Raw genomic sequence first — 24,057 nt, forward strand, 5'->3', positions numbered from 1 at the left:
CCTTTATTAAATAATAACCAAATCATCACGGTGAATTAACTCTGGCTCACCCTTGTAACCCAATATGTCGCCAATACTTGAAGATGCCTTACCCAGCAACTTAAGGGTTTCGGCGACGCTGTAATTTACCAGCCCGCGCGCCACCAAACCGCCGTTCATATCCACACAAATCACCATGTCACCGCGAGAAAACGTACCTTGCGCGTCTTTAACACCAACCGCTAGCAAACTTGTACCTTCTTGACGCAACGCTTTCACCGCTCCATCGTCCAAAATCAAAGCACCTCGACTTTTTAAATGACCTGCCAACCATTGCTTACGCGCCGCCACTCGACCATGCTCTGGCTGCAACCAGGTTCCTAGCCATTCGCCGGATGCCACTCTCACGATCACGTTTTCCACTCGACCAGAGGCAATCAAAGTATCTGCACCAGAGCGCGCTGCTAACCGTGCCGCACGCACTTTCGTTAACATCCCCCCGCTACCCAGCACGCCCGCACCGCCGCTGGCCATCGACTCCAACCGCTCATCCGAGGCTGATATCTCAGCAATAAGCTTAGCGTCTTGATGATCTCGCGGATTCTTGTCAAATAAGCCCAGCTGATCCGTCAAAATAATCAACACATCCGCTTCGACCAGATTCGCCACAAGCGCACCTAAAGTATCATTGTCACCAAAACGAATTTCATCGGTTGCCACGGTATCATTTTCATTGACGATGGGCACAACACCGAAACCCAACAACGTTCGCAAAGAAGAACGTGCGTTTAAATAACGTCGGCGATTTGATAAATCATCGTGCGTTAATAAAATCTGCGCCGTACACAAACCATGCGTCTCAAAATGCGATTCATAGACACCTACCAATTCCATTTGACCAACGGCAGCAGCGGCCTGTAACTCATTAACCTGGGTGGGACGAGACGAAAACCCAAGGCGCTTCATACCGGCCGCAATCGATCCGGAAGACACCAAGACAACTTCTTTTCCTTGCGCTCTTAACTCAGCAATTTGAGCCACCCAAAGTCCGATTCGGGCCACATCCAAACCTTGACCATCGTTGGTGAGCAGCGCACTGCCAATCTTCACCACGACTCGCTGCGCTTTCGCAATTTTCTCTCGCATTTCCATGATCTTAGTACTTCCCACCCGTATCATTAGTTAACGTATTCCACATCAACATCGTAATCGTCTTCATCAAAATCGTCATCGTCTAGCGACTTACCCGCCAAACGGCGTTTTTCACGCAATGACATAATGCGATTTCGACCCTCTTCATCGATTAACGCACGCACAGCTTTTTCTTTCTCACGGGCTTCTGGACTTTCCATTAGCAGCTCGCGCTGCTCATCAAGCGCCGTCATCAAGTCTAAACACAAGACTTCGGTGCCTTCACCAGAAATGGCGGAAATGCGGTACGCTTTGCCTTTCCAACCCAGCGCATCGATCACGCTCTGACAACGCTCTTCTAACTCGTCTTCTGGCACCATATCCGTTTTATTCAATACTAACCAACGATCACGCTCGGCCAAAGCCGGACTAAACTGGTGCAGCTCATTTACTGCGATAACAGCCGCTTCTGCTGGCGTAATCTCGTCCCATGGCGCCAAATCCACAATGTGCAACAAGATGCGGTTACGTACTAAGTGCTTCAAAAAGCGAATACCCAAACCCGCGCCTTCAGAGGCTCCTTCAATGATGCCCGGAATATCAGCAATCACGAAGCTCTGATGTTTTTTGACTTTAACCACCCCCAAGTTTGGCACCAAAGTGGTAAAAGGATAATCCGCTACTTTTGGCTTTGCCGAAGACACAGCCCGAATAAAAGTCGACTTCCCTGCGTTAGGAAGACCAAGCAACCCTACATCGGCCAGAACTTTCATTTCTAGCTTTAATGTACGCTCCTCTCCTACCGTGCCTTTTGTCGTTTGACGTGGCGCTCGGTTGGTACTGGACTTGAATCGAGTGTTACCCAGACCATGATGACCGCCTTGAGCTACTTTTAAGGTCTGACCGTCACGGACTAGATCCCCAAGTGTTTCACCGGTGTCATCATCAATGACCGTGGTGCCGACAGGCACTTTAATTTCAAGATCTGGGCCCTTTGAGCCCGTCATATCACGCCCTTGACCACCTTCACCACTTTCTGCGATGTATTTTTTCGTAAAGCGAAAATCGATCAAGGTGTTTAAAGCATCGTCTGCTACCAACACAACGCTACCTCCATTGCCGCCATCGCCGCCATCTGGGCCGCCCTTAGCAACAAACTTTTCACGCCAAAAACTCAACGCGCCATTTCCGCCTTTACCTGCTCTAACATAGATACTGGCTTCATCAACAAATTTCACAGGAACACCTCTTAGGTGGTTTAATCAGTTTCAATAAACTGATTATAGAATTCTTCCAAAAAAAAAGCCCCGCGTCGCGGAGCTTTTTTTAAGTTTTTAGCAAGTAATTAAGCAGCGATAACAGAAACTGTACGACGCTTCAACTTACCTTTCACTTCAAACTTCACTTGGCCTTCTGCAACAGCAAACAAAGTGTGATCTTTACCAATCTGAACACCAACACCAGGGTGGAACTGAGTACCACGCTGACGAACTAGGATGTTACCTGGGATCACAACTTGACCACCAAAACGTTTGACACCTAATCGTTTCGACTCGGAATCGCGACCGTTACGAGTACTACCACCCGCCTTTTTATGAGCCATGACTTACTCCTTAAAATTAGTTTAGTTAGGGCTTAGTTAATGCCAGTTATTTTCACTTCTGTGAACCACTGACGGTGACCCATGCGCTTCATAGAATGCTTACGACGACGGAATTTCAAGATTTTCACTTTATCTCCGCGACCGTGAGCAACAACCTCAGCCGTTACTTTAACGCCTTCTACAATAGGAGCGCCAACTTTAATGTCGTCGCCATTGCAAACAAGAAGAACGTCGTCGAAATGAATCGCACTGCCTTCTTCAAACGCTAGCTTTTCAACTTTAAGGGTTTGGCCTTCTTGTACACGGTATTGCTTACCGCCAGTTTTGATTACTGCAAACATGTTCTTCTCCAATGAGATTTACCCGGCTACTGAAATTGAATTTGACCTACTTCTAGTGGCAATAAGTCTTTGACCAAATTGGACGAAGATCACTAACCATATGATAGGGAGCAAAATGTGGGCAAATCGGACGCGAGATTGTACAAAATCACACCACTCAATACAAGCCAAAAGCAACGTCTTTATACATTTTTTGTGTTTTGGGTTGACCCTAGCACATGCGTTACCTAGCATGAGGCAAATCTGCTCATTAGCTTGAGATTCTTTAGCTTCGGAAATCGCATGCAACCTACACAAATACACGATGTTGTGGCCAATGAATTTGGTCAAGTGAACGACTATATAGTGTCACAGCTTAGCAGTGACATTCCTCTTATTGAACAAATTGGCTATTATATTATTAGCAATGGCGGTAAGCGACTTAGGCCCCTGTTGGTCTTGTTAGCGGCAAAAGCCAGCGCTGTTCTGGATGACTCACAACAACACCAAGTCATTCAAATGGCGACCATTATTGAGTTTATCCATACTTCTACTTTATTGCATGACGACGTTGTGGATGAGTCGGATATGCGTCGTGGCAAAAAAACCGCCAACGAAGAATGGGGTAACGCTCCTAGTGTGTTGGTCGGTGACTTTCTCTATTCGCGCGCTTTTCAGATCATGGTCGATGTCGGCAGCATGCAATGCATGAGCATCTTAGCAAAAACGACCAATATCATCGCTGAAGGTGAAGTTCAGCAGCTTATTAATTGCGGCGACCCAGATACGACAGAAGAAAGTTATTTAAAAGTTATCCAATACAAAACAGCAAAATTGTTCGAAGGTGCTGCACTTTGTGGCGCAGTTATATCCGGTGCCAGCACCGAGTATCAAATCGCTTTAAGAGATTTTGGCATGTATGTCGGAACCGCTTTTCAGCTAATTGATGACGTAATGGATTACACCAGTACCGCTGAAGAGATGGGCAAAAGTGTTGGCGACGACCTTGCTGAAGGAAAACCAACCCTACCGCTCATTTTCACCATGAAACATGGCTCCCAAGAAGCGATCGATCGCGTTAGACAAGCTATCTTAACGGGTGGGTTGGATCAGCTCGACGACATCATTAAGGATGTGCAAAGTTGTGGCGCAATTGAGTACACACAACAAAAAGCCCAGCAGCAAGCCAATTTAGCCATAGAAGCCCTCTCGATCTTACCCGCAACAGAATACAAAGCGGCCTTAATCGCATTAGCACATGCCTCCGTAAAACGACGACATTAATGCATTAACATACATAAGAAAGCCAAGCCCAGACACTCACAACGCTTGGCTTTTTTTATTTAATAAATCCATCACGACTTGAGCCGACGCCTTGCTGTTTTGCTGCATAAAACAATGCCCTCCTTTCACTTCAACAACCTGTATATTTGGGTTACGCCTTGCAGCTAGCTGATACGCTTCTTTAAAATAATCAAACGTATCTTTTCCCTGAATGATATAGGTAGGCACCGAAATTTCTGCAATAGCTTGCCACAGCCCTTTCGGGTAAGACGAAAAGATTGCCGCCTCCATCCAAGAAGGACAAATAAGTTGATAATGCCCATTCTGGTCGCGCCTCAACGAAGAATCGATGTAATCGTCTAAGCACTGCGGCTCCCAGCCTTTAAAGGTGCCTCTTTCGTAAAAATTATTTTTTACCTCTACGTAACTTTCCCATTGAGTGCGACGACGACGAGCCTGCTTAGCTAAAGGTATTTGACTCTTCAATCCTGTCAGCTTCACACCACGCATCATCCACAACAAGCGCGGTGGAAACAACGCTGGATCTAATAACACGAGCCGGTCAAACAAGGTGGCGTCTTTGGCACTCATTAAGGCTGTCATACACCCTCCAAAACTGTGTCCCATACCGATCCGCTCTGTGTCTGGCAACCTCTCTCGCTGAGCCTGCAAAGCGTCAGCAAAACCCGCTGCCGTGGCATTCCACCCAATAAAATGCGTACCCGCGGTGGAGCCTCCGTGACCAGCGGCCTCCTGCATGATCATGTTGTAGCCACCAAACTCAGCCAAAAAACACTGATAAGTCTTAACCGCAAAGCCGTTACCATGAAGAAAGTGAATGGTTGGCTGGCTTGACACAATAGGACTTAGATAACCCTGAATATGTGCCTCTTCCAAGGGGAATTGAAACGAGGTGAAAAGGCGCTCTTTGATCAAGTTCATATAGACTCTCAGCCAGTCAGATATTACCAAAAAAAATATCCTAACAGAAAAACACGCTAGCACAGTAATAACAAAACGCGCTTTACACCGACACTTTTAAGCGAACGCCTTAGATTAGTACCGTTATGATCAATTTTCATGCAGGTAATTTGGTTTTTTTTGGATCAAACATTCATATTAAGCCACCAAACCGATATAATCAGTAAGATTTTATACTGAAAACTGGACCACACAAATCCACCTGACCATTTTGAGTCATCGGTTGGATGTGGATATAGGACGACAATGACTACTGCTTCCTCTTTTGAAAAAGACGAACTATTAAAATGCGGCCACGGAGAAATGTTTGGTGCAGGCAATGCCCAACTTCCTGTCGGCAATATGCTAATGATGGATCGCATCACACACATTTCGGCTGACGGCGGAGAATTTGGTAAAGGCGAAATTATTGCTGAGCTAGATATTCACCCAGACTTATGGTTTTTTGCTTGTCATTTTCCTGGTGATCCAGTTATGCCAGGCTGTCTTGGTTTAGACGCTATGTGGCAAATAGTAGGCTTTTTTCTAGGCTGGAAAGGCAATAAAGGACGCGGTCGTGCGCTGGGTTCTGGCGAGGTGAAATTTACGGGTCAGATTTTACCAACGGCTAAAAAAGTCACGTTTCACATCCAACTAAAACGCGTTATCGAACGCAAGTTGGTAATGGGAATCGCAGACGGTAGCGTCAAAGTTGATGGCCGTGAGATTTACACCGCAAAAGACTTGCGCGTGGGATTGTTTACCTCCACTGAAAACTTCTAAAGATTAAGAATGATAGAGGCACATTTATGCGTCGTGTAGTAGTAACAGGTCTTGGCATTGTCAGCTGCCTAGGAAATGACAAAGAAAGCGTTCTCCACTCTTTACGTGAAGGTCAATCAGGTATTCGTTTCGCCGAAGATTACAAAGAGTATGGATTTCGCAGTCACGTATGTGGACGAATCGATTTAGATGCGAGCAGCATTGATCGCAAAGTGCGCCGTTTTATGGGCGACGCAGCAACCTATGCTTACGTTTCCATGCAACAAGCTATTATAGATTCGGGACTGACTGAAGACCAAGTCTCTAATGTACGTACAGGTTTAGTTGCAGGTTCTGGCGGCGCTTCCGCTCAAAACCTCGTTGATTCAGCCGATACATTGCGTACAAAAGGCGTCAAGCGCGTCGGTCCATATCGTGTTACTCAAACTATGGGCAGTACAGTTTCAGCTTGTTTAGCAACTCCTTTTAAAATTAAAGGTGTTAACTATTCCATTACGTCTGCTTGCTCCACCAGTGCTCATTGTATTGGTAATGCAATGGAATTGATCCAACTCGGCAAGCAAGACGTCGTGTTTGCTGGCGGTGGTGAAGAAGAAAGCTGGACGCAGACCTGCATGTTTGATGCGATGGGCGCTCTGTCTTCTAAATACAATGAAACACCTGAAAAAGCGTCTCGTGCTTACGATGCAAACCGTGATGGTTTTGTTATCGCGGGCGGCGGCGGTATGTTGGTCATCGAAGAACTCGAACACGCCAAAGCACGCGGTGCAAAAATCTACGCTGAGCTGGTTGGTTATGGCGCAACATCCGATGGCTACGATATGGTGGCCCCTTCTGGCGAAGGCGCAGTGCGTTGTATGCAAATGGCCATGAGCACCATTGATGGCGATATAGACTATATCAACACTCATGGTACAAGTACGCCTGCTGGTGACATGAAGGAACTCCAAGCGGTGAACGAAACCTTTGGTGACAACATTCCTTTGATCAGTTCAACGAAATCCTTGTCTGGTCACTCTTTAGGTGCTGCAGGGGTTCATGAAGCGATTTACTGTTTGCTAATGATGGAAAACAATTTCATTGCAGCGTCTGCCAATGTGGATGATCTTGATCCAGCCGCGGGTAATATCCCCGTTGTAACCACACGCAAAGACAATGCAGATCTGAACTTGATTATGTCAAACAGCTTTGGGTTTGGCGGCACAAACGCCAGCTTAGTATTCAAAAAATACCAAGCGTAAATTACTGGTTCAAAAAAAGCCGCTGCCATTGTAATGGTAGCGGCTTTTTTATGCTTAATACTGAACACCTAAACGCTATTCCAGAAACTTGTTGCCTTTCGGCAACTTAGCCATTTCAGCCCGCATCCAAGTATCCATTTCATCGTGCAAGACGGAGGTTTTCTTACCCTCTGATTCAATGATCGGACCAATTACCACCCGGATCGATCCAGGAAACTTACGCCAACGCTTACCTGGCCAAGTATAACCGGCATTATGTACTACCGGTAAAATCGGCACGCCCGCCGACGTGGCTAACATCGCGGCACCCTTGTTAAAAGGCTGCACTTCGTTGGGCGCAATGCGCGTCCCTTCAGGAAAAATCAATACAGAACGGCCGTCATCTAAACGCTCTTTGCCTTGGCTGATAATCTGCTTCAACGCATTAGTACGTTGAGATCGATCAATTGCAATCGGCTGCACCATGCGCAACCCCCAGCCAAAAAATGGCACGGACAGCAGCTCTTTTTTTAATACAGTGGACACCGGCGCCATTAACACTTGGAGCACATAGGTTTCCCATTCGCTCTGATGATTGGCCACCAACACAACAGGACGATTTTTATTAATGTATTCGCGCCCTATTATTTCAACCTTTACACCACAGATAACACGGAACACGAATAGCAGGCCTTTGTTGTGCACATTCAGCACCGGTTGACGATAATTCTTTGGCAGCAATATCGTGGCAAAAGGCGCCAATATGCCAAAGAAAATAGTCGATATCATATAGTAAAAGGCGAATACGGTTGAGCCAATCCAAGATCTCAACCACTCCAATACGCTCATTATCACTTTACTCCCCGTGTCGTTTAATCAAACATCCCAGCGCAGCACCGAGGCCAGATTACTTAGCCAAATACTGATGTTGCTGCTTCAGCGGGTTGGCGTACATCGCCAAAACCGTTTCTTTCAAATTCTCAGGACACTGCTCAAGATAGCTAAGAAAGGCACTATTGTTCGACACTTCTCCGTGCTGTAACGCCAAAGCAGCTTCATGGGTAGATTGAATGGCATAATTACTGATGATCTGACGATCCACCTCAGCCACAAAATCGTCCGGAGTATCGAAATTGTCTTTAATGACATCACCGAACGTCACGACCACTTTGCCTTTTTGACCTACTATCCCATTTTTAATGCTGTCTATGTCTTCAAATTCGGCTTTTTGATAATTGCCCGTGGTGGATTTTTGATGCAACTCGTTGGCTTTGTCAAACGCACAAGGGTCGTATTCATAAGAAATAGACACCGGCACAATTTTCAAATTTGCCATTGCCTGTGCAAAAGGCACCTTGCCTTTCTTTTGACTCATGTAAAACATCTTAATGATCGCTGGATCTGTCTGGTCTAAGCCATCTTTAGCGCGCCCTTCTTTTTGCGCAATCCAAATATTGGCCTGATCTTGCATCAAAGACGTTGAAATGTACGCCGACAGCTGACCAAACGCCGCCATCATTTCACGGATGCCATTAGCAGAACGTTTTACAATGAAGCTCTTATTCAGTCTCATCAAATCAGACACAAAAGGCCGACGCAGCAAATTATCGCCAATAGCGATACGCACGGTATTCAACCCAGCTAAATACAAACCATAATTCACAAACGCTGGATCCATAGCAATGTCTCGATGGTTAGACAAAAACAGATACCCCGTGTTTTTGTCTAACTTTTCAATGCCCCGATATTCCACATTGGTCGTGGTCGTTTTGATCATGCGCTCCATGTAGTTCGCCACAATCGTCTGGAAGTCATGCACATTTTTAATGCTGGCTATTTGACGCTTTAGCGCAAATTTAACCGCAAAACCTAAAGGCGCCCTCAAAAACGAAGGCCACTTAGCAAAACGAAAACCAATAATAGTATTAATAAAATCCGGCATTTCTACCAGATTATAAAGCACCTCGGCGACCTCTTCGTCGTTGTAGGGGCGTATATCGTGAAACTGATCCATTTAATTGTCCGTCAGTAAAAACTGTGTCGTATTGGTTGTAGCAGAGCGATTAGCGTGCTTGATTACAGTGTTTGAATAGCAAACCCTAAGCGCTCTAATTCATCTCGTTTTGACGTTGATGTCACCACAGCAACGCTTTCATTATCTTTAGTCAGATACGCTTTAGTCACCAGCTTTAGTTGCTCGATCGTCACCGCCAAAATCTTGGCACGAAACGCTTCGCGATATTCTAAACTGCGGCCATGCAATTGCACGTAAAAATCACTTTGTGCTTCGCCTGCTGGGGAGCTGGGCTTATCCATTGAGCCAATCACCCCTAAGATCGCTTCTTCCAAGGCCTCATCGCTGTGAGTTTCGTTCAGCATCCATTCAATAGACGCATCAAAATCGGCCAAGGTATCGGTCAAACGCGGGTCACGGTAGGAATAGAAACGAAATGAACCAGAACCGCCGTCAAACGTCGCTCCGCCACCGTATGCGCCGCCCTGTTCACGAATCGCACGATGTAAGAAGCCATTACGCAAGAAGCCCCCCAATACCGTAAGCGCCGCCACATCAGGGTGCTCTCCAAATGCCGCACGATACGCCTTACTGCAAAAACTGACCTGTGTAGACGTCAACCAAGCTAGGTTGACACGCGCCTCAACAGGCGGAATCGAAAACACCGTTTGCACGCTTCCTACAGGCATATCTGCAAACACCGCTTGCGCGTCTTGCACAATGCTCGCTTCGTGCTGAGGCTCTGCTACCAACAGTAGCTGCTTGTTAGCTTGCAACAATTTACTATGCAGGCGCTTAAAAATCGCCAACACCTGCTCAACCGCGTGCACATCGGCTTTCATCGCGTCATCAAGGGCAATGGCCGCACGAATGCCCGACATACCACCCCATTTTTCTTGCTGTGCAGCCAAACCAGATAAAGCACTCGATGCCGCACTCATAGCCAGCGAATGGCCTTGCCCCGTGATGGACTGTTCGCGACGAGCACGACGCTGTGCCACCAACTCTTTAACTCGGCTCACCTCATCAAAACGCACCGTAAGCATGGTGTCTTTCAACAGCTCACTCATGGCTTTGACATTCGGTACCAAGGCTTTAGAAGACAAAATGAAGTAACCGTTTAGCGCCTGACGGTCTTTTGTCGTTGCTCGAATGGAATTAGACGCTCCCAAGCCGCCACATACTTGAGCCTGACGCTCTTGTACCGCTAAGTAATCTGCATCGCCAAGGCCCAGCTCTGTCATCATCGAAGAAAACAGCGGTAAATATTCCAACTCTTCTTCGTCAAGCTCAGGCAAATCAATCACCAGCTGCTGGTACACCAGACCGTTCGTCCCTTGTGGATAAAACGTCATAGGCAAAGCACCCGCGACCTTTTGACACTCGTACTCAGGCAAACGCGCCGGTACGTCTTCAAGGCCCACTTTAGGCAGAATACTCATGTCGTCAACCTGAGATTGACGTACTTTAAGGGCCGCGCTGCGCTCGATAATATGTTGTTTTTCAACGTCTGATAAAGCCGCTTTGATCTGACTCAAGCGGTCTTTTTCCGCCTGATCACGACGTGCTTCTAAAGCATCATCTGGGCTGAGTGTAACCGTCACACGGTGCGCATTCGACAGCAATAACGTTTGAATCAAATTCGGAATATAATCTTTATTTTGAACTTTTTCGCGCATAGCGTGAATGACAGGGTCTAAATCCAACTGAGCAATCACGTCGCCCGCATGCACCGCGGTCGACAAGCCCGCCAAAATAAGCTGCAAGCCATAAGGGTAGCTACCACCGCCGACTTCACGCTGACTCAATTCTAATTGATGCAGCATGGCGTCAACCATCTCCTGTGGCACGCCTTTTTCTGCAATACTTTCCAGCGTAGATAACACAAGCGCTTCAACATTCGGCGCGTCTTCACGCTTCACACCTTCTAAGCCACACATGAAACTCATTTCTTTATTGCTGTCTTCTAATCCGCACAAGGGTGAAGGGGCACGCCCTAAATCACTGTTTTCCAATGCACGAAGCAAAGGCGAAGCACTGTTATCCAACAAAACACTCGAGAGCAGTTGCGCTTCAAACTGCTGGTTTAAATCGGTGCTTTCGCCCAACAACCAACCGACCACCACATGACTTCCGTCGGCTTTGACTTCTTCCGCAGCATAGCCTTCTTCAACACGCACTGGCGAAAAATAGCGCTTCGCATTCGGCACACTCACTTGCGCTTCCAAGCGCTCAAAACGACTGAGCACTTTCTCTTCAAATTCCGCTTGTAACGTGTCGGCCGGAATGTCACCGAAGGTCATAAAGACCGCATTCGATGGGTGATAATGCGTACGATAAAACGCCAGCAAATCTTGATACGACAAATCGGGAATATCCGTCGGTTCACCGCCGGAATTAAAATGATACGTGTTGTTCGGAAAGAGATATTTGGTCAGCGTTTGCCACAACACCGACGTGGTAGAGCTCATGGCACCTTTCATTTCATTGAACACCACCCCTTTAAACGTCAAATCAGAATCTGCATTGTCGGGCTCAGCAAACTCCAAACGATGACCTTCTTGGGAGAAGTCCAATTCATCCAAACGTGAGAAAAAGACCGCGTCTAAATACACACCCAATAAATTATTGAAGTCTTTCTTGTTTTTGCTGGCAAACGGATAGGCGGTCCAATCAGACGATGTGAAGGCATTCATAAACGTATTTAACGAACGACGAATCATCATAAAAAAGGGATCACGCACGGGAAAACGCTCGGAACCGCACAAGACGGTATGTTCTAAAATATGCGCTACGCCGCAAGAATCCGTAGGAACGGTTTTCAATCCTACTAAAAACACGTTTTCATCATTGTCAGAGGCAATATGGAAATGCTTTGCTCCCGTCACCACGTGCTCAAACTCTTGAACTGTCACATTGAGAGCGTCGATAAATTCACTGCGAAGAAACGTAAACGCAGGATGGTGCGCGGTGCTGTTTGGCATTCTCAACCTCGATAAAATTAGAATTTAATGATTACTGTGTTTTGGGGTCATCTGGACAATCTCAAGACGACAAAGTGGCGGGATTATAGCAAAAATATGGCTTTTACTGCACGAACTAACGTGATGACTCAATCAGGAAAAACCATCGACATTAACGTTTTTGGTGTTTTTCCCAATCTTCTAAGCGCGCTTTTTCGGTTTTTTTAAACAGTACATATACAGAACCTAAACCACCGTGATAACGCTGAGCACTATGAAACGCCATGACTTGATCCAAATCTTTGAGCCATTTATTAATATAGCTTTTGATCATCGCACGACTATCAGGGTCAGGGGTTCGATCGCCTTTTCCATGCACGATGATCGCCACACGAATGTCGTTACGCAAACAATCATCCGCAAATTGATACACCTGCTCACGAGCTTGAGCCACCGTATGACGATGCAGATCCAATCGCGCCTCAATGCCATACTTACCTTGCCTTAATCGCTTAAATACCCCATCTTGCACGCCTGAACGCTTGTATTCGAGCACGTCGCTTGGCTCAACTTTTTCCACATAATCCTGCGACAAAGGATTTCTATCTGCCTCTTGGGCGATGGTTGCGGCTTTTTGACGTGGTAAAAAATCCACTGGCGAGCCTTTTTTACCAAGGTATACTTCGCTTTTTTCGAGTCGCTTAATGTCCGCCACCTCTTGAGCGAACAAAGACGTTTCATCTTCGCTATCCACAACTGATACCTTTTTAAAATCACTCATTTTGATCAACACGCAACGATAGAGCAATAAAGGCCCCTTTAAGGAGCCTTTATACTGTTAACACCCTGTAGGCTGGTATCTAGAACGGAATGTCATCATCAAAATCATCAAAATTAGGCGCTTGCTGAGGTTTGGGCTCAGGCGCTGGAGCACGCTGCGGGGCACCTTGCTGGGGCGCTCGCTGTTGCGGTGCGGCCTGAGCAGGAGCTTGCTGCGGTGTTGGGGTGTTATTGCCGCCCCAGCTTCCAAACGACTGAGGCGCGGCCTGTTGCGGTGCTGGTTGTTGGTGCGCAGGTTGTTGTGGCGCTTGGCTATAACCGCCACCTTGAGGTTGATTAAAACCTTGCGGCGCCTGCTGTGCTGGGGCTTGGCCATAACCTCCTTGCTGAGGTTGTTGATTAGCATAGCCGCCTTGCTGACCGCCATCGTAACCACCTTGTTGACCGCCTCCGTTGTTGTCGCCACGGCCATCTAACAGCTGCATTTCATTGGCAACGATTTCTGTGGTGTAACGTTTAATGCCGTCTTTTTCCCATTCGCGTGTTCGCAGAGATCCTTCGACGTAGATTTTAGAGCCTTTTTTAATGAAATCACCGGCAATTTGACCCAAACGAAAATTGCCGCGATCCATAAACGCTACGCGGTGCCATTCTGTGCGCTCTTGCATCTGACCGGTTTGCTTGTCACGCCAGCTTTCGGACGTTGCCAAGTTGACGTTTGCAACGGCGGCGCCTGACGGCATAAAACGCACTTCGGCATCATTGCCTGCGTTACCGATTAAAATTACTTTGTTTATTCCACGTGCCATGACGTTGTTCTCCGACTAAAAGATAGAATCACGTTTTTTAAAGAGCGATTTGTGGCGCGATGCGCAACAAAGCCTCTTTATCTAATGTTTTTTTGTCGACTTTTAGGTAAGCCGTTTGCTCGTCTTTAAATATTTGAATGCCTTCCACTCCTTGGATTTCAGCAAGTTGATCCGCCAACTTGGTTAGTATTTTGTCTTCTGTCAGATCAGGCAGGCTAAACGCTAGGCTGGTCAGCTGGCGCGGTGCTGGCTGAAATACACACACGACAGACCACGCAAGAAAAACAACCCCAACGACCCAGAAGACGCCTCCGCTTGAGTGATGCTGCATGAGCCAACCGCCACCAACACCACCCAAAAACGACCCCATAAACTGATGTGTCGAAAAAACCCCCATCGCTGTTCCACGATAGCCGACCGGTGCTAATTTACTTACTAGGGAAGGCAATACCGCTTCTAATGAATTAAAACCAACAAAGTACACCCATAATAAGGCACCGAAAGCCCACACATAAGTCGCAGACTGCAGCAATATTGAACTCACGCCCAGCAAAAGCATCACGGCAATTAAAACGCCTTTCATCTTGCCTTTTGCTTCAGCAACAATAACTAATGGTAGCATACCTACAAAGGCAAAACCCATGATGGCAAAATACAACCAGCTGTGTTGAGCAAGAGGCAAGTCGAACTTCTGGATCAGTAAATTCGGCACAGTCACAAACAAAGCGGTTAAACTTGCATGCAACAACAATACACTGACGTTTAAAAATCGTAGACGCGCATCTTTTAGCACCAAACCCAGCGCCAACAGGCTCGGCGTGGTGTCGCGTCGAAAGGTATGTTGCACGCTGTTTGGCACGGCAAACACAATTAATATTATGCCAAGCAAAGACAACGCCAAAGAAAGATAAAATAAGCCCGACAAACCGACGAGCGCAAAAATCCACGGCCCCAAAACCAAAGACAACATAAAAGACGCGCCAATACTGATGCCGACGATAGCCATGGCCTTGGTCCGATTTTGCTCTCTTGTCACGTCGCTTAATAAAGCCATAAGTGTGCTGGCAATAGCGCCTGATCCCTGTACAGCACGACCAATAATCAAGGTATTAATGTCAGTGGCATTGGCACAAATTAAGCTGCCTACCGCAAACAACAAAAGACCTATGACGATCACACGCTTTCGACCTATTTTATCAGACCACATGCCCATTGGAATTTGGAGGCTAGCTTGTGTTAAACCATACACACCAATCGCTGTGCCAATCAAGGCAGCATCGGCTCCGCTCAAGCCATCGGCGGCAACGCTAATCACAGGCATAATCAAGAACAGGCCTAACATTCTAAATAAATAGATCAGCGCTAAAGCAACGACTGAACGGCGTTCGAGTAGATCCATAGTGAAATCACAACCACTTACTTGGAGGTTCAGGGAAAAAGATGCCTATTTTACAAAAAATACCGTTGAAGCTCCATTTCAACTACTGTAAAAATAGACAGTTATTTAATTTACTCGCAGATTACCGTATGGTGATCGACTTCATACTGGAGACTCATGGATACCATTACCCTACGCGGGGCACGCACTCATAATCTGAAAAATGTGGACCTAGACATCCCACGAGATAAATTAGTAGTGATTACAGGCTTGTCGGGGTCAGGCAAATCCTCTCTCGCGTTTGATACGCTGTACGCAGAGGGTCAACGCCGCTATGTGGAATCGCTCTCAACTTACGCTAGACAGTTCCTATCAATGATGGAAAAGCCGGACATCGATCACATAGAAGGTTTGTCGCCTGCCATTTCCATAGAGCAAAAATCTACATCACATAATCCACGATCCACCGTAGGAACAATAACAGAAATCTACGATTATCTGCGATTGTTATTTGCTCGCGCAGGACAACCTCGCTGCCCTGATCATGGCGAGCCACTTGAAGCGCAAACCATATCACAAATGGTTGATAAAGTTATATCGCTGCCCGAAGAAACCAAAATGATGCTGCTCGCACCGATCGTGAAAGACCGCAAAGGCGAGCAGCTGCACGTGATCAGCGATTTACTGTCTAAAGGGTTTATTCGCGCCCGAATTGACGGCATTGTAGTCGATTTAGATGACGCACCAGCGCTTGAGAAAAACAAGAAACACACCATAGAAGTCGTGATTGATCGCTTTAAAGTCCGGTCAGATTTACAGCTACGCTTAGCAGAATCATTTGAAACCTGTTTAGGGTTATCCGATGGCATTGCTAAAGTCATTAATATGGACAATGAAAAAGAAGAGTATATTTTTTCGAGCAAATTTGCATGCCCAGTATGTGGCTATAGCTTAACCGAACTCGAACCTCGTTTGTTTTCATTTAACAACCCTAATGGCGCCTGCCAAACCTGTGATGGACTGGGTACGCACCAAATGTTTGACCCGGACAGAATCATTCAAGATGAAACACTGACTTTAGCCGAAGGTGCCATTCGTGGCTGGGGGCGACGCAGCATTTTCTATTACCAGCAACTAAGCGCTCTGGCAAAACATTACGGTTTTAACATCGAATCTAAATATCAAGACATACCCGATGACTTTAAAAAACGTATCTTACAAGGCTCTGGCAAAGACAAAATAGACTTTGTTTATATCAATGAGCGTGGTGATAAAATGACACGCTCTCACGCATTCGAAGGCGTTATACCCAATTTACAACGCCGCTATCATGAAACCGAATCAGACAGTGTTCGAGATGATTTATCTCAGTACATCAGCGTGCAACCCTGCCCAGAATGCCGTGGGTCTCGCCTCAACCGTTCAGCACGCAACGTATTCATCAAAGAACAAACGTTACCTGACGTCGTTACTTACCCCATTGCTGAATGCCTAAAATACTTTGAAACACTCGAGCTACCCGGCTCGCGTGGTGAAATAGCCTCCAAAATACTAAAGGAAATCTGCGAGCGACTGACGTTTTTAGTCAATGTCGGCTTAGACTACCTAACACTCGATCGTAAGGCCGATTCGTTGTCGGGTGGTGAAGCACAACGCATTCGACTTGCAAGTCAAATAGGCGCAGGACTCGTCGGTGTTATGTATATTCTTGATGAACCCTCCATTGGTTTACACCAACGCGATAATGAGCGCTTAATCGCTACATTGACCAGATTACGAGACCTTGGCAACACCGTGATCGTCGTAGAGCATGATGAAGACGCCATTCGTATTGCCGACTTTGTCGTAGACATTGGACCAGGTGCCGGTATACATGGAGGAGAAATTATTGCCAGCGGGACGCCACAAGACATTATGGATTGCGCAGAATCAATCACGGGACAATACCTCACCGGTAAACGAAAAATTGAGATCCCAACCTTTCGCCACACCGCCAAAGAGAATAAGTACTTGAGCTTACTAGGCGCTACAGGCAATAACCTTAATACCGTTGACCTGCGTATTCCTGTAGGCGTGATGACGTGCGTAACCGGGGTGTCAGGATCAGGTAAATCGACTCTAATCAACGGTACCTTATACCCATTGGCAGCAACAGCACTGAACGGAGCGACCACACTAAAAGCCGCGCCACACGATAAAATAGAAGGATTGGACTTATTCGATAAATGTGTCGATATTAACCAAAGCCCAATTGGACGTACACCACGATCTAACCCTGCAACCTATACTGGCATTTTCACTCCAATGAGAGAGCTATTTTCAGCCACTCAAGAATCACGGTCGCGTGGTTATAAACCAGGCCGATTCAGTTTCAACGTAAAGGGGGGGCGCTGCGAAGCCTGTCAGGGCGATGGCGTCATTAAAGTAGAAATGCACTTTCTACCTGATGTGTACGTACCGTGCGATACCTGTAAAGGCAAACGCTATAATCGCGAAACCCTTGAAATACACTATAAAGGGAAAAACATCCATCAATGTTTAGAAATGACCATTGAAGATGCTCGTGATTTTTTTGATCCCGTCCCCTCTATCGCTAGAAAGCTACAGACCCTCATGGACGTTGGACTCGGCTACATACGACTTGGGCAAGCAGCAACAACACTATCCGGTGGCGAAGCACAACGGGTTAAATTGGCCAAAGAACTTTCAAAAAGGGACACAGGCACTACGCTTTATATACTTGACGAACCCACTACAGGTCTCCATTTTGCGGATATCGAACAACTTCTTACTGTTCTTCATCGTCTAAGAGACCATGGCAACACCGTGGTTGTCATTGAACACAATCTGGATGTTATCAAAACAGCGGACTGGATTATCGATTTAGGCCCAGAGGGTGGCAGTGGAGGAGGTTTTATCGTAGCAGAAGGCACTCCCGAGCACATTGGAGACGTTAAACAATCTCATACTGGACGATTTTTAAAGCCAATGTTAAAAGCATAGGGCGCGGCCGTCAAAACTTACGATCAGCATTTTAACTTTCAAACATAAAAAAGCAAAACACAGAACAAATAACATCCTGTGTTTTGCCAAGCCGTTCCCAAGTTAATTAATCAAATCACTTAACCGAAGACATAAACTACACACAAAAAAAAGCCGAGCTAATAGCTCGGCTTTTTACTTACAAACTGAGATTACTCAGCGGCTTCTGCAACTGGACGATCAACCAGTTCAACATAAGCCATAGGCGCATTATCACCAGTACGGAATCCACACTTTAAAATGCGAACATAACCGCCTGGGCGAGCTTGGTAACGAGGACCAAGTTCAGTGAACAATTTACCTACTGCTTCTTTGCTACGAGTACGAGCAAAGGCAAGGCGACGATTCGCTACAGAATCAACTTTCGCCAATGTGATCAAAGGCTCAGCAACACGACGTAATTCTTTTGCTTTTGGCAACGTAGTTTTAATAACTTCGTGTTCAAACAAAGAAACAGCCATATTCTTAAACATCGCTTTACGATGTGAGCTAGTACGGTTTAAGTGACGACCACTCTTACGATGACGCATTTTATATTCCTTACCAAACTACGGTGGTCAGGGAACAATGACCTAGCGAGCTAGAACTTTGCTATCGTCTTTCAAACTAGCTGGTGGCCAGTTTTCTAAACGCATTCCCAAAGACAAACCACGCTGTGCTAAAACATCTTTGATTTCAGTTAACGACTTCTTACCAAGGTTAGGCGTCTTAAGAAGCTCCACCTCAGTGCGTTGAATCAAATCACCGATGTAATAAATGTTCTCTGCTTTTAAACAGTTAGCACTGCGAACGGTCAACTCAAGATCATCAACCGGGCGTAGCAAAATTGGATCAATCTCATCCTCTTCTTCGACAACAGGCGCTTCGCTCTCGCTTTCAAGGGCGACGAACACAGCAATTTGCTGTTGTAGAATAGTCGCTGCGCGACGAATGGCTTCTTCAGGATCAATCGTACCATTGGATTCGATGTCTAAGACAAGCTTATCCAAATCCGTACGTTGCTCAACACGAGCGTTATCGACACTGTAAGCAACACGACGAACAGGGCTGAACGAGGCATCCAGTTGCAAGCGACCAATTGGACGAGTCTCATCGTCGCCAGCAACACGAGCATCAGCAGGCTCATAACCACGACCACGAGCGACTTTGATCTGCATCGTTAATTCAGCAGTATCATCTAAGTGCGCAATAATGTGATCTGGGTTAGCAATCTCTGCATCGGAAATCAACTGAATATCACCAGCCGTTACGATACCAGGACCCTTTTTACTTAAAGTAAGAGTTGCTTCATCCTGCCCGTGTAGAGCGATCGCAACTCCTTTCAGGTTAAGAAGAATTTCAATAACATCTTCTTTAACCCCTTCGATTGCGCTGTATTCGTGTAATACACCGTCGATTTCAACTTCAACAATCGCACAACCTGGCATTGAAGACAGAAGAATTCGACGCAATGCGTTACCTAAAGTATGTCCAAAACCACGCTCAAGCGGTTGAAGAGTCACTTTAGCACGAGTATTGCCTAACTCCTGCACTTCAATGTTGCGTGGGGTTAACAATTCGCTCACTGAACGCTGCATAGATCCACCTATTTCATAATCCCAATAGTCAACTTACTTAGAGTAAAGTTCGACGATTAGGTTCTCATTAATTTCAGCTGATAAATCGGCACGCTCTGGAACAGCTTTGTAAGTTGCTTCCAGTTTAGTTGCATCAACTTCGATCCAGTGGATCGGTGCACGACCTTTAGATAGCTCTAGTGCGCTTTGTACACGCAATTGCTTCTTAGCTTTTTCACGAATTGACACAACGTCACCAGCTTTGACTTGGTAAGACGCAATGTTAACCGATGCGCCATTGACTAGAATGCCTTTATGGCCAACCAGTTGACGAGCTTCTGCACGTGTAGAACCAAAACCTGCGCGGTATACAACGTTGTCTAAACGTGATTCCAAAAGTTGCAACAAGTTTTCACCAGTAGCACCTTTGATACGAGCAGCAGATTTGTAGTAGTTACTAAATTGTTTTTCAAGAACACCGTACATACGACGTACTTTTTGTTTCTCACGTAACTGCAAGCCGTAATCAGAAAGACGACCACGACGTGCACCATGCACACCAGGAACCGTTTCTACTTTACATTTCGACTCAAGAGCGCGTGAACCGCTCTTCAATTGCAAGTCGGTACCTTCACGACGAGACAACTTACAAGTTGGACCTATATAACGAGCCATGTATCTGTCTCCTCAATTAAACGCGACGTTTCTTAGGTGGACGGCAACCGTTGTGCGGGATTGGCGTCACATCTGTGATGTTATTAATACGCAAGCCTAAAGAGTTCAATGCGCGAACTGCAGACTCACGACCAGGACCTGGGCCCTTAATCATTACATCAACGTTTTTAAGGCCAAATTCTTGTGCGACAGTACCGGCACGTTCCGCTGCTACTTGAGCTGCAAAAGGTGTACTTTTACGAGATCCGCGAAAACCAGAACCACCGGCAGTTGCCCAAGACAACGCATTGCCTTGACGGTCGGTGATCGTTACGATCGTATTATTAAATGACGCATGTACATGAGCAACACCATCGACGACCGTCTTTTTGACTTTCTTCTTAGTGTTGCGCGTAGCTGGCTTAGCCATATTGCACTTTCCTATTTAATGCTCAGCTCTAGCAAACTTGTGGCTAGAGCGAAACGCGTTCAAATTACTTACGAATAGGCTTACGAGGGCCTTTTCGAGTGCGGGCGTTCGTTTTGGTACGTTGACCACGAACTGGAAGGCTGCGGCGATGACGAATCCCGCGATTGCAACCTAGGTCCATCAAACGTTTGATAGACATACTGACTTCACGACGTAAGTCACCCTCTACAGTATACTTAGCAACTTCTCCACGAAGTTCATCAAGGATAACATCACTTAATGAACCGATTTTCGCAGTTTCCGCAACACCCGTAGCAGCGCAGATTGCGCGAGAACGAGTGCGGCCAATTCCGAAGATGTAAGTCAGAGAAATGACCGCATGTTTATTGTCAGGAATATTGACACCGGCTATACGAGCCATTCACTTTACTCCGTTGTTATTGATGATTAAGTGTTAATTCATCATTTACTATCATGAGGGCGGCTGATTATGCCTATCTTTAGGCCATAAATCAACCACCCTTACCTATCATCGAGCAAACTCGCCATTAACCTTGACGCTGTTTGTGACGAGGCTCAACGCAAATCACTCTAACTGAACCGTTACGACGAACGATCTTACAGTTACGACAGATTTTCTTTACAGATGCACGTACTTTCATGTTCAACTCCAACCCACGCTTAACGCATTAGGCCATTTGGACCATAACCAGTCAGATTAGATTTCTTCATTAATGACTCGTACTGCTGACTCATCAAATGACTTTGAACTTGCGACATAAAGTCCATGACAACAACCACTACGATTAACATAGAAGTACCGCCAAAGTAGAATGGAACATTCCACGCAACAACAAAGAACTGAGGCATCAGAGACACTAGAGTGATGTACAAAGCACCAAATAGTGTCAAACGAGTCATTACACCATCGATATATCGAGCGGTATGATCGCCTGGACGAATACCCGGCAAGAAAGCACCGGACTTTTTCAGGTTATCTGCTACATCTTTAGGGTTGAACACTAGCGCTGTGTAGAAAAAGCAAAAGAATACGATTGCAATTGCAAACAACAACACATAGAGCGGTTGCCCAGGAGCCAAAGCCAAAGAGATATTCTGCAACCACTCCATGCCCTCACCTTGACCAAACCACTGTCCGATCGAAGCAGGAAACAAAAGAATACTGGAAGCAAAAATCGGCGGAATGACACCCGCCATGTTCACTTTTAAAGGCAAATGACTTTTTTGTGCAGCAAACACTTTTTTGCCTTGCTGACGCTTGGCGTAATTAACTGTTATGCGACGCTGACCACGCTCGATGAAAACAACGAATGCGATGGTTGCAATAGCTAAAACACCAATAAGCAACAAAGCTAAAATATTAATATCGCCTTGGCGAGCCGATTCAAATGAACGACCTAAAGCAGAAGGCAGACCAGCAACAATACCTGCAAAGATCAGAATGGAAATACCATTACCAATACCTTTCTCAGTAACTTGCTCACCCAGCCACATTAAGAAAACAGTGCCTGCAACAAGAGTCACTACAGCAACAGCATAGAATTCCATACCACTACTAAATGAAATCCCCTGACTTGCAAGACCCACCGCCATACTAGCGGACTGGACCAAAGCAAGTAAAACAGTACCATAACGGGTGTACTGAGTAATCTTGCGACGACCCGCCTCACCCTCTTTCTTTAGCTGCTCTAGCTGCGGACTCACGACGGTCAATAACTGCATAATAATAGAGGCAGAAATATAGGGCAAAATCCCAAGCGCAAAAATACTCATGCGCTCAAGTGCTCCCCCTGAGAATACGTTAAATAAACTCAGAATAGTGCCTTCATTTTGATCAAACAACGCAGATAGCCTATCAGGATTAATGCCTGGAACAGGAATATGCGCACCGATTCGGTATACAATGATTGCCAGAAACACAAAACGAATACGAGACCAAAGCTCGCTCAATCCGTTCTGCATACCAGCTGGTAGTGAGCCACGCTTTGCCATTTATTCCTCGACTTTTCCGCCAGCTGCTTCAATAGCGGCACGAGCACCTTTAGTCACTTTAAGACCACGAACAGTGATTGCTTTGTCGATAGAACCTGACAAAATCACACGAGCTGTCTTAATTTGATGACCAAGAATGTCGGCGCTTTTAAGAGCAGCCAAATCTACAACTTCAGCATTAACAGCAGCAAGTTCGTTCAAACGAACCTCAGCAACATATTTCGCTTGACGTGAAGTGAAACCAAATTTTGGCAGACGACGCTGCAAAGGCATTTGACCGCCTTCAAAACCAGGTTTTACTGAGCCACCAGAGCGAGATTTAAGACCTTTATGGCCTCGTCCGCCGGTTTTACCCAAGCCGCTACCAATACCGCGACCAACACGTTTAGGAGCATGCTTGCTACCTGCGGCAGGACTAATAGTATTTAAAAACATTTTATTCCCCTACCACTTTTACCATGTAATAAACTTTATTAACCATACCACGTACAGAAGGAGTATCTTCCAACTGACGAGTTTGGCCAACTTTACGCAAACCCAAGCCTTTAACAGTTTCACGGTGCTTTGGAAGACGACCGATCGGGCTGCGGGTTAGTTGAACTGTGATGGTATTATTCGCCATAACACATTACCCCAAAATTTGATCGACTGACTTACCGCGTTTAGCCGCGATTTGTTCAGGAGCTTTCATATCCTGCAAACCTTTAATCGTAGCGCGAACTACGTTTACAGGGTTTGTAGAGCCATAACATTTAGCCAACACGTTGTGAACACCAGCGATTTCAAGAACCGCACGCATTGCACCACCGGCAATAATACCAGTACCTTGTGAAGCAGGCTGCATGTAAACTTTAGAAGCACCATGGTTAGCTTTAACAGGATACTGAAGAGTATCGCCATCAAGCTTAACAGAAACCATGTTGCGACGAGCTTGTTCCATTGCTTTTTGAATAGCTTGTGGAACTTCGCGCGCTTTACCGCGACCAAAGCCAACTTTACCTTTACCATCACCAACGACTGTTAATGCTGTAAAAGAGAAGATACGACCACCCTTCACAACTTTAGCAACGCGGTTTACTTGAACTAGCTTCTCTTGGAGGTCGCTAGTTTGTTGATCATTAACTGCCATTTGCTACCC

The 24,057-nt window shown here is 46.1% G+C and carries 25 protein-coding genes; 4 read left to right on the plus strand and 21 right to left on the minus strand.

Features of this window, described 5'->3' with window-relative positions; all coding sequences use genetic code 11:
* Positions 1–6: 6 nt before the first annotated feature.
* The 4 genes from proB to rplU all read right to left on the minus strand — a co-directional run bounded on the left by proB (position 7) and on the right by rplU (position 3,054).
* The gene (proB, locus tag FXV75_RS14860; protein ID WP_148835461.1) at positions 7–1,131 is read right to left on the minus strand and encodes a glutamate 5-kinase; all 1,125 of its coding nucleotides are present in this window, start codon (positions 1,129–1,131) and stop codon (positions 7–9) included.
* A 26-nt stretch (positions 1,132–1,157) separates the two neighbouring features.
* Positions 1,158–2,348 carry an Obg family GTPase CgtA gene (gene cgtA, locus FXV75_RS14865; RefSeq protein ID WP_148834643.1) on the minus strand — a complete coding sequence of 397 codons (1,191 nt, stop codon included), beginning with the start codon at positions 2,346–2,348 and terminating at the stop codon, positions 1,158–1,160.
* A 107-nt stretch (positions 2,349–2,455) separates the two neighbouring features.
* Positions 2,456–2,713, minus strand: a complete 258-nt coding sequence (rpmA, locus tag FXV75_RS14870; RefSeq protein WP_148834645.1) for a 50S ribosomal protein L27 — start codon at positions 2,711–2,713, stop codon at positions 2,456–2,458.
* 32 nt (positions 2,714–2,745) lie between these two features.
* On the minus strand, positions 2,746–3,054 hold the full coding sequence (rplU, locus tag FXV75_RS14875; protein ID WP_148834647.1) for a 50S ribosomal protein L21: 309 nt from the start codon (positions 3,052–3,054) through the stop codon (positions 2,746–2,748).
* Between the two features lie 282 nt (positions 3,055–3,336).
* Between rplU and ispB the strand changes: the two genes are divergently transcribed.
* Positions 3,337–4,317, plus strand: coding sequence for an octaprenyl diphosphate synthase (gene ispB, locus FXV75_RS14880; protein ID WP_148834649.1), 981 nt, complete (start codon positions 3,337–3,339; stop codon positions 4,315–4,317).
* Positions 4,318–4,353: 36 nt separating this feature from the next.
* Here ispB and FXV75_RS14885 read toward each other — a convergent pair whose 3' ends face one another.
* Complete coding sequence (locus FXV75_RS14885) at positions 4,354–5,259, minus strand: alpha/beta fold hydrolase (protein ID WP_148834651.1); 906 nt, start codon at positions 5,257–5,259, stop codon at positions 4,354–4,356.
* 285 nt (positions 5,260–5,544) lie between these two features.
* Here FXV75_RS14885 and fabA point away from each other — a divergent pair, with 285 nt between their 5' ends.
* Complete coding sequence (gene fabA / locus FXV75_RS14890; RefSeq protein ID WP_148834653.1) at positions 5,545–6,060, plus strand: bifunctional 3-hydroxydecanoyl-ACP dehydratase/trans-2-decenoyl-ACP isomerase; 516 nt, start codon at positions 5,545–5,547, stop codon at positions 6,058–6,060.
* Positions 6,061–6,086: 26 nt separating this feature from the next.
* Positions 6,087–7,301 (plus strand): beta-ketoacyl-ACP synthase I, encoded by a 1,215-nt coding sequence (gene fabB / locus FXV75_RS14895; protein WP_148834655.1) that lies wholly within the window; start codon positions 6,087–6,089, stop codon positions 7,299–7,301.
* A 75-nt stretch (positions 7,302–7,376) separates the two neighbouring features.
* Here the strand turns inward: fabB and FXV75_RS14900 are convergent, their stop codons facing one another.
* The 6 genes from FXV75_RS14900 to FXV75_RS14925 form a co-directional block, all read right to left on the minus strand.
* The gene (locus FXV75_RS14900; RefSeq protein WP_148834657.1) at positions 7,377–8,129 is read right to left on the minus strand and encodes a lysophospholipid acyltransferase family protein; all 753 of its coding nucleotides are present in this window, start codon (positions 8,127–8,129) and stop codon (positions 7,377–7,379) included.
* 58 nt (positions 8,130–8,187) lie between these two features.
* Positions 8,188–9,294: a 1-acyl-sn-glycerol-3-phosphate acyltransferase gene (locus tag FXV75_RS14905; RefSeq protein ID WP_148834659.1), complete on the minus strand. Its 1,107-nt coding sequence runs from the start codon at positions 9,292–9,294 to the stop codon at positions 8,188–8,190.
* 62 nt (positions 9,295–9,356) lie between these two features.
* A complete protein-coding gene (locus tag FXV75_RS14910) occupies positions 9,357–12,278 on the minus strand; it encodes an insulinase family protein (RefSeq protein ID WP_148834661.1) in 2,922 nt (973 codons plus the stop codon).
* Between the two features lie 151 nt (positions 12,279–12,429).
* Positions 12,430–13,011 (minus strand): DNA endonuclease SmrA, encoded by a 582-nt coding sequence (smrA, locus tag FXV75_RS14915; protein ID WP_148834663.1) that lies wholly within the window; start codon positions 13,009–13,011, stop codon positions 12,430–12,432.
* 106 nt (positions 13,012–13,117) lie between these two features.
* Positions 13,118–13,846, minus strand: a complete 729-nt coding sequence (gene ssb / locus FXV75_RS14920; RefSeq protein WP_148834665.1) for a single-stranded DNA-binding protein — start codon at positions 13,844–13,846, stop codon at positions 13,118–13,120.
* 37 nt (positions 13,847–13,883) lie between these two features.
* Positions 13,884–15,245, minus strand: coding sequence for an MFS transporter (locus FXV75_RS14925; RefSeq protein WP_148834667.1), 1,362 nt, complete (start codon positions 15,243–15,245; stop codon positions 13,884–13,886).
* A 156-nt stretch (positions 15,246–15,401) separates the two neighbouring features.
* Between FXV75_RS14925 and uvrA the strand changes: the two genes are divergently transcribed.
* On the plus strand, positions 15,402–18,227 hold the full coding sequence (uvrA, locus tag FXV75_RS14930) for an excinuclease ABC subunit UvrA (RefSeq protein ID WP_148834669.1): 2,826 nt from the start codon (positions 15,402–15,404) through the stop codon (positions 18,225–18,227).
* 191 nt (positions 18,228–18,418) lie between these two features.
* On the opposite strand, the gene rplQ is transcribed toward uvrA, so the two are convergent.
* The 10 genes from rplQ to rpsE all read right to left on the minus strand — a co-directional run bounded on the left by rplQ (position 18,419) and on the right by rpsE (position 24,048).
* Positions 18,419–18,796, minus strand: a complete 378-nt coding sequence (rplQ, locus tag FXV75_RS14935) for a 50S ribosomal protein L17 (RefSeq protein WP_148834671.1) — start codon at positions 18,794–18,796, stop codon at positions 18,419–18,421.
* A gap of 42 nt (positions 18,797–18,838) precedes the next feature.
* Complete coding sequence (locus FXV75_RS14940) at positions 18,839–19,843, minus strand: DNA-directed RNA polymerase subunit alpha (RefSeq protein WP_148834673.1); 1,005 nt, start codon at positions 19,841–19,843, stop codon at positions 18,839–18,841.
* Positions 19,844–19,876: 33 nt separating this feature from the next.
* Positions 19,877–20,497 carry a 30S ribosomal protein S4 gene (gene rpsD, locus FXV75_RS14945; protein WP_148834674.1) on the minus strand — a complete coding sequence of 207 codons (621 nt, stop codon included), beginning with the start codon at positions 20,495–20,497 and terminating at the stop codon, positions 19,877–19,879.
* A gap of 16 nt (positions 20,498–20,513) precedes the next feature.
* Positions 20,514–20,906, minus strand: coding sequence for a 30S ribosomal protein S11 (gene rpsK / locus FXV75_RS14950; protein WP_148834676.1), 393 nt, complete (start codon positions 20,904–20,906; stop codon positions 20,514–20,516).
* Between the two features lie 64 nt (positions 20,907–20,970).
* A complete protein-coding gene (rpsM, locus tag FXV75_RS14955) occupies positions 20,971–21,327 on the minus strand; it encodes a 30S ribosomal protein S13 (protein ID WP_148834679.1) in 357 nt (118 codons plus the stop codon).
* 127 nt (positions 21,328–21,454) lie between these two features.
* The gene (rpmJ, locus tag FXV75_RS14960; protein WP_012071915.1) at positions 21,455–21,568 is read right to left on the minus strand and encodes a 50S ribosomal protein L36; all 114 of its coding nucleotides are present in this window, start codon (positions 21,566–21,568) and stop codon (positions 21,455–21,457) included.
* A 19-nt stretch (positions 21,569–21,587) separates the two neighbouring features.
* A complete protein-coding gene (secY, locus tag FXV75_RS14965; protein WP_148834681.1) occupies positions 21,588–22,919 on the minus strand; it encodes a preprotein translocase subunit SecY in 1,332 nt (443 codons plus the stop codon).
* A complete protein-coding gene (rplO, locus tag FXV75_RS14970; protein WP_148834683.1) occupies positions 22,920–23,354 on the minus strand; it encodes a 50S ribosomal protein L15 in 435 nt (144 codons plus the stop codon).
* 1 nt (position 23,355) lies between these two features.
* Positions 23,356–23,541 (minus strand): 50S ribosomal protein L30, encoded by a 186-nt coding sequence (gene rpmD / locus FXV75_RS14975; protein WP_111608639.1) that lies wholly within the window; start codon positions 23,539–23,541, stop codon positions 23,356–23,358.
* A gap of 6 nt (positions 23,542–23,547) precedes the next feature.
* Positions 23,548–24,048, minus strand: coding sequence for a 30S ribosomal protein S5 (rpsE, locus tag FXV75_RS14980; RefSeq protein ID WP_113918292.1), 501 nt, complete (start codon positions 24,046–24,048; stop codon positions 23,548–23,550).
* Positions 24,049–24,057: the final 9 nt, after the last annotated feature.

This window comes from Marinomonas sp. IMCC 4694, from assembly GCF_008122525.1.
Classification (GTDB): domain Bacteria; phylum Pseudomonadota; class Gammaproteobacteria; order Pseudomonadales; family Marinomonadaceae; genus Marinomonas.

Coding starts and splice junctions, on each gene's coding strand:
- proB (WP_148835461.1), bottom strand. CDS start 1,131: ATGGAAATGCGAGAGAAAATTGCGAAAGCGCAGCGAGTCGTGGTGAAG.
- rpmA (WP_148834645.1), bottom strand. CDS start 2,713: ATGGCTCATAAAAAGGCGGGTGGTAGTACTCGTAACGGTCGCGATTCC.
- rplU (WP_148834647.1), bottom strand. CDS start 3,054: ATGTTTGCAGTAATCAAAACTGGCGGTAAGCAATACCGTGTACAAGAA.
- ispB (WP_148834649.1), top strand. CDS start 3,337: ATGCAACCTACACAAATACACGATGTTGTGGCCAATGAATTTGGTCAA.
- FXV75_RS14885 (WP_148834651.1), bottom strand. CDS start 5,259: ATGAACTTGATCAAAGAGCGCCTTTTCACCTCGTTTCAATTCCCCTTG.
- fabA (WP_148834653.1), top strand. CDS start 5,545: ATGACTACTGCTTCCTCTTTTGAAAAAGACGAACTATTAAAATGCGGC.
- fabB (WP_148834655.1), top strand. CDS start 6,087: ATGCGTCGTGTAGTAGTAACAGGTCTTGGCATTGTCAGCTGCCTAGGA.
- FXV75_RS14900 (WP_148834657.1), bottom strand. CDS start 8,129: ATGAGCGTATTGGAGTGGTTGAGATCTTGGATTGGCTCAACCGTATTC.
- FXV75_RS14905 (WP_148834659.1), bottom strand. CDS start 9,294: ATGGATCAGTTTCACGATATACGCCCCTACAACGACGAAGAGGTCGCC.
- FXV75_RS14910 (WP_148834661.1), bottom strand. CDS start 12,278: ATGCCAAACAGCACCGCGCACCATCCTGCGTTTACGTTTCTTCGCAGT.
- ssb (WP_148834665.1), bottom strand. CDS start 13,846: ATGGCACGTGGAATAAACAAAGTAATTTTAATCGGTAACGCAGGCAAT.
- FXV75_RS14925 (WP_148834667.1), bottom strand. CDS start 15,245: ATGGATCTACTCGAACGCCGTTCAGTCGTTGCTTTAGCGCTGATCTAT.
- uvrA (WP_148834669.1), top strand. CDS start 15,402: ATGGATACCATTACCCTACGCGGGGCACGCACTCATAATCTGAAAAAT.
- rplQ (WP_148834671.1), bottom strand. CDS start 18,796: ATGCGTCATCGTAAGAGTGGTCGTCACTTAAACCGTACTAGCTCACAT.
- FXV75_RS14940 (WP_148834673.1), bottom strand. CDS start 19,843: ATGCAGCGTTCAGTGAGCGAATTGTTAACCCCACGCAACATTGAAGTG.
- rpsD (WP_148834674.1), bottom strand. CDS start 20,497: ATGGCTCGTTATATAGGTCCAACTTGTAAGTTGTCTCGTCGTGAAGGT.
- rpsK (WP_148834676.1), bottom strand. CDS start 20,906: ATGGCTAAGCCAGCTACGCGCAACACTAAGAAGAAAGTCAAAAAGACG.
- rpsM (WP_148834679.1), bottom strand. CDS start 21,327: ATGGCTCGTATAGCCGGTGTCAATATTCCTGACAATAAACATGCGGTC.
- rpmJ (WP_012071915.1), bottom strand. CDS start 21,568: ATGAAAGTACGTGCATCTGTAAAGAAAATCTGTCGTAACTGTAAGATC.
- secY (WP_148834681.1), bottom strand. CDS start 22,919: ATGGCAAAGCGTGGCTCACTACCAGCTGGTATGCAGAACGGATTGAGC.
- rplO (WP_148834683.1), bottom strand. CDS start 23,354: ATGTTTTTAAATACTATTAGTCCTGCCGCAGGTAGCAAGCATGCTCCT.
- rpmD (WP_111608639.1), bottom strand. CDS start 23,541: ATGGCGAATAATACCATCACAGTTCAACTAACCCGCAGCCCGATCGGT.
- rpsE (WP_113918292.1), bottom strand. CDS start 24,048: ATGGCAGTTAATGATCAACAAACTAGCGACCTCCAAGAGAAGCTAGTT.